At 65.1% G+C, this 5,132-nt stretch carries 4 protein-coding genes; 3 read left to right on the forward strand and 1 reads right to left on the reverse strand.

Features of this window, described 5'->3' with window-relative positions:
- Positions 1-728 (forward strand): hypothetical protein (locus tag MJD61_09200; protein MCG8555446.1); only part of this gene is annotated, 728 nt, incomplete at its 5' end.
- A gap of 369 nt (positions 729-1,097) precedes the next feature.
- Positions 1,098-1,337, forward strand: a complete 240-nt coding sequence (locus MJD61_09205) for a hypothetical protein (GenBank protein ID MCG8555447.1) — start codon at positions 1,098-1,100, stop codon at positions 1,335-1,337.
- 700 nt (positions 1,338-2,037) lie between these two features.
- Here the strand turns inward: MJD61_09205 and MJD61_09210 are convergent.
- Positions 2,038-2,919 (reverse strand): helix-turn-helix domain-containing protein, encoded by an 882-nt coding sequence (locus MJD61_09210; protein ID MCG8555448.1) that lies wholly within the window; start codon positions 2,917-2,919, stop codon positions 2,038-2,040.
- A gap of 209 nt (positions 2,920-3,128) precedes the next feature.
- Between MJD61_09210 and MJD61_09215 the strand changes: the two genes are divergently transcribed.
- Positions 3,129-5,132: TonB-dependent receptor (locus tag MJD61_09215; protein ID MCG8555449.1), on the forward strand; the 2,004-nt coding region annotated here is incomplete at its 3' end.

Raw genomic sequence — 5,132 nt, forward strand, 5'->3', positions numbered from 1 at the left:
AGTGCTCAACGGGAGCTTCCGGTCCGAAGAGCGCCCTAAGGCGTCGGGTCAAAAAACATCGCCACTTCGGTGCTGACTTCCAGGCCTCATGTTGGGGGCTGCATGGCGAAGCGCTGTCGGGTCCGAGGGCGATTTTCGGATGTCACCAGGCGCTTGATGGTGGAGCTCTGCTCCTGAGCTGGAATGATCGTGAGACAAAATTCGAGTCACGGAAGCTCCAGTACCCCGGCTACCCCGATGCGCCCAACCGCACCAGCGTGCTGGCGGGCCACCCCGACAGTCCGTACGTGGTCGGCCAGTGGGGAACCTTCGCCTTCCCAAACAACTTCTACGATGGGCTTGTTCGCATCTCGCCGACAGCGACCGAGATTACGGACGCCGACACGCTGGAGCTGGGCTCCGTGTATTGCAGCTTCGGGTTCGAGCGGTCCAGGGGCGAACTGGTCGCGGCGTTGACACGCAACGGCGAGCTCCATGTCGTGGACGTGGAGCGCTGGCTTGTCGGCGGCAGCGTGCGCGTCTTGCCTGACCTTGAAGCCGAGGGTCGGTGCGCCGGCGCCATGGTTCTCGGCAAGGGAGTGGCCTACATCAGCGACACGCGTGGCGGGTCTATCATGGAGGTTGACCTCGCTGCGCGAACGGTGACGCGTAGCTTCTCGGTATCGGGATCTCCTGGCGGCATGGCGCTTCTGGGCATGTTCGGTATCCCTGGTGAACCGGCCCACTGACCGAGCAGGCCGCATGGGTCGAGGTCGAACCTACTCCTGCTTCCTTCAGCAAGCTGGGTGACCAAGGCTGTCCGAAGATGTTCATGCAGGCTGGTTGCATGTCGACGCATGGCTGTCAGTAGCCACAGAAAGTCGACGCCGAGGTTCGATGACTTATTCTTCCGGGCCCCCTTAGCGAGAAGGTAGCCCAGCTCGGTCGCGGGGCGATGTGTGGTCCCGATCGTAAGCAGCATCGCCGACACCATCCATGGCGGCGACTTCGTGCCACATTTGGTGACAGACGGAAAACGAGCAATTACGACGTGATCAGCACCGGGCTCCGCGACCTGGACCTCGCGACGGCACTCATGGCAGGGTCGAGCGCCACGGATGCTGAGTCAACGTCATACGCGGCAGCTGCTCAACGACCTCTGCGTCGAGTTGGGGTTCTGCCTTCCTCCGGCAGACGTGGAGCGCCTAGCCGCCGCGCCTCCCACGGATGTGCTCGCGTTCACCGACGCCGTCTTGTCCACTGAAGGACTCTCCCCGGAGACGGCTGACCGCCATCTCTATCGGCAGGTCCGCGACATGGTGGCGGCCGCGTTTCGATCGAGCGGCGCTGACGGGTAGCGAACGGCGGTGGGAGCACGGCGGACGAACCGTTGCAGATCGTGCAAGGGTTGGCCGGCGTCGGTCGGGCGACTCTGAGGTTTACTGCCCTGCTAACCCCAGAGCCGTTTTCGTTGGCAACAGACCAACGGCATCGCCCAGCCATTTCCGCCGCGTGCTCTGAGCCCCGCCGCGGACACCGACAACGCGAGCGACATCAACGGCGTGCGCGCTGTGAAGCAGCGGGTGGCGAGTTGGACGGGCCGAGCTGTAAAGCTCAGAGCCACGAGCTGTCAAAACTAAGCCGTTTGCCGCATTCGTAATTGCGCGCGCCGTCCCGATGAATGCGTCGGATGAGGTTGCATCCCAGTTTGCGAATGCTGCGAGAAACGAGTTCATGGCATCGCGAAGCCGCCGCCGCCCAGCCTCGGAATCGCGAGAATCGCGCGGCCCGGCGACGGCTCCGCCCGAGGGGAGGACCCAACGGCTGCTTTCCGCGCTGCGCCACGGATGGTTCCCACTACCATCGCCGATCTCGGCGCTCAACGGTGGGCACGGCACCCACAGCGCCGCTCCCATAGGGCACGCGAAAGGCCGAGGCGACCCGCTGCGGTCGCACAGGCAGGCACGTTCGCTGACACGCAAGTCGTCCAGGCGGAGCACCCGAGTCCATGCGGTACACCCGCCGAGCTTATAGTGGGATCTGGAATGCAGCGCCTTCCTAAGCGACCTGCCACAGGCTGCGTGCCAGGCTCTCGAGGTGCTTGAGCTGATCGCAGTGCGCAGTGTAGGCGAGGCGCGATCGCAGTTTCTCATCGAGCCCTCGCCCACCTACAACGAACGTCGCGCCCAGCCGCGCGGCCGCGCTCTCGAGCTCTCTGCAGGTAGCTGCGAGGGCTGCCGCGTCCTGCACGTGGCTCACGCTCAGCCAGAACAAGCGAGGCGCGACATCGATCAGCGCCGCGTGCAGCGTAGGGCCCGGATGGCCGCTGCCAAGCGACTGAGCCCTCCACCCCATCGCTCGCAGCACGAGCTCGATCAGCGTCGTGGGCAGTTGATACACGTCGCCCTCCGGCGTGCCGCCGATGGCGAGCGGAGCCCCCTGCTGCGGGTCGGGAAGGTACCCGACCATCTCGTGCAGGGCGCGCAGCGTCAGCTCGCAGGCACGTCGCTCCCGATAGACCTCGAGCTTGTGCGACGCCCATAGCTCGCCCAGCTCCACGAAAGCCGGAGCGATTACTTCGTCGCCGAGCTCGGTCATGGTCGTGCCCGCCAGGTGCGAGCCCAGCACGATGCCTCGCACCTGCATGCCATCGCCCCGAACCAGGCCCGAGCGTAGCGCTTGCGAAGCGCACCGCGTCTCGGCGATCTGGTGCAGCCCCGCAGGCAAGCCCAACAGCTCCGGTCGCACGAGCTCGGTTTGGCTCGCTCGCAGGTACTCGAGCACCGAGCGCAGCGTGATCTTCCGGTGTCCGCCCGGCGTCTTGGTCGTCTTCAGGACGCCATGATCGCACCAGCGCTTGAGCGACGACTCGCTCACGCCCAGCGCGAGGGCCACCTGGGACGGCGAGAACTGTCTGGAAGCGGGCTTGGCCTCGATCATGGCGACTCCAAAGACTGCCGACGAGAACGTTTTGAATGTTAGCAGGTTCACTTGGCACTGTGGCCTGCGTTTGCTTTTGTGAGCAGGAACGTCTGTACATTCGAATGCGCCATCGCTAATAAGGAGGCGCTTCACAAGCGTCTTGGAACCGCGATCACGTGCACCTGACCCGAAAGACTCGGCGGCAGCCTTGCCCTAGCCCAGGGTTCGTGCCGCTGTCTTGTGCAGCGGTGCTCGTCGTCACGTCGATCGCGCACGGACAAACCCCGCGCGGGAAGACCCCGCACAGACAAGCCCCGGACCCCAAAGGAGACGCCTCGGCCGCGGCTGCAAGCGAGCCACCCGACGACATCATGCCGGAAGCTGTCGAGACGGGCGACGAGCCCGAGACGGCAGAGGTCGAGGCGCTGCTCGTGACGGGCACCCGGTTCAAGGGCCGCAGCGCCATGGAGTCCGCGGTCCCGATCGACTCGTTCAGGGCCGAGGCCCTGCAGCAACAGGGCAACGGTGACATGACGGAGGTACTCAGGAACATCGTGCCGTCGTTCGCCGCCACGGCGTACACAGGCGATGGCAGCGCCTTCATCCGTTCGAGTTCGCTGCGCGGGCTGCCGCCGGACGAGACCCTCGTGCTCGTCAACCGCAAGCGGCGCCACCGCTCTGCCCTCGTGGCTCTCGGAGGCGCCGCCATGAACCAAGGGGCCCAGGCGGTGGATATCGGCATGATCCCTTCCGTCGCGCTGCGCAGCATGGAAGTGCTGCGGGATGGGGCCGCGGCACAGTACGGTTCCGACGCCATCGCAGGTGTGATCAACTTCATCCTCAAGGACGACCCGCAGGGCATGGAGCTGCAAGCCAAGGCCGGCCGCTGGTACGAGGGCGAGTACGAGGTTCAAGTCGCGGGCAACGTGGGTGTGCCGCTGGGGCCGGACGGCTTCCTCAGCCTGAGCGCCGAGTACATGGGCTCCGAGGAACTGTCGCGCGGTGGCCAGCACGCCGAGGCGCAGAAACTGACCAACCTGGGCATTCCGAACGTACCGAACCCGGCCCAGATTTGGGGCCGGCCCGCAAGCAGCGGCCTGCGCACCTTCTGGAATGGCGGGTTCTCGCTCAGCGAGTATTTCGAGCCCTACTTTTTCGGCAATTTCGCTCGCACCTACGGCAACTACAGCTTCTTCTACCGCGAGCCCAACAAGGAGGGCGTCACCAGCACGCTGCCCGTCAATCCCCTGAACCCTTTCGAGGGCAACTTCAGCTGGTCCGACCCACATCTATGGCCGGTTGGCTTCACGCCGCGCTTCGAGGGTCGCATCACGGACTTGAGCCAGACCGCAGGCGTCCGAGGCGAATTCGGCCCCGGTATCCTGTATGACGTGAGCGGCAGCTACGGGAGGAACCGGATCAACTACACCCTGAACAACAGCATCAACCCTTCCTGGGGGTTCGAATCACCCACCGTGTTCCGGCCGGGCGACTTGCAGCAAGACGATCTCAACGTCAATGCCGATTTCTCGTACGGCGTCCGCGACAACCTCAACCTGGCCTGGGGAGCCGAGTGGCGCCAAGAGAAGTACACCATGCATCAGGGCGACGATGCCTCCTGGATGCCGGGGCGCTGGGCCGCCGTCGGTGGGTTGATCGATCCGGTGACCAACCTGCCCTACCAGCCGCCGCTCGTAGGCGCCAACGGCTACCAGGGCACATCGCCCGCGATGGCGGGCTCGTGGGCCCGCACCAACTGGGCCCTGTACGCCGACATGGAGTGGGACGTCACCGACGAATACCTGGTGCAGACGGCAGCCCGCTTCGAGGACTTCTCGAGCTTCGGCTCGACCCTCAATGGCAAGCTCGCGACCCGCTACATCCTTGCGGAGTACCTGACGCTGCGCGGCGCGCTGTCGACGGGTTTCCGGGCCCCGACGCCAGGCCAGTCGAACTTGACCAATGTGGCCACGGTCTTCGTTCCCGGCACGATTGAACAGCAGATCACGGGCACGGTGCGACCCACCGACCCGATCGCGTCGCTGCACGGAGGCCGTCCCCTGGTGGCCGAGAAGTCGCTCAACGTGAGCCTGGGCTTCACTATGCGGGCCGCTGAATCGCTGCGTCTGACGGCGGACGTGTACCGCATCGCAGTGAACGGCCGCATCGTCATGGCCACCGATATTCCGGTTCAGAACAACCCGACGTATCGGATCATCCGCTTTTACACG

Source organism: Pseudomonadota bacterium (assembly GCA_022361155.1).
Classification (GTDB): Bacteria; Myxococcota_A; Polyangia; order Polyangiales; family JAKSBK01; genus JAKSBK01.

What these genes read in the sequence shown, in the direction of transcription:
- MJD61_09210 (MCG8555448.1), bottom strand. Translation starts at nt 2,919, where the DNA reads ATGATCGAGGCCAAGCCCGCTTCCAGACAGTTCTCGCCGTCCCAGGTG.
- MJD61_09205 (MCG8555447.1), top strand. Translation starts at nt 1,098, where the DNA reads ATGCTGAGTCAACGTCATACGCGGCAGCTGCTCAACGACCTCTGCGTC.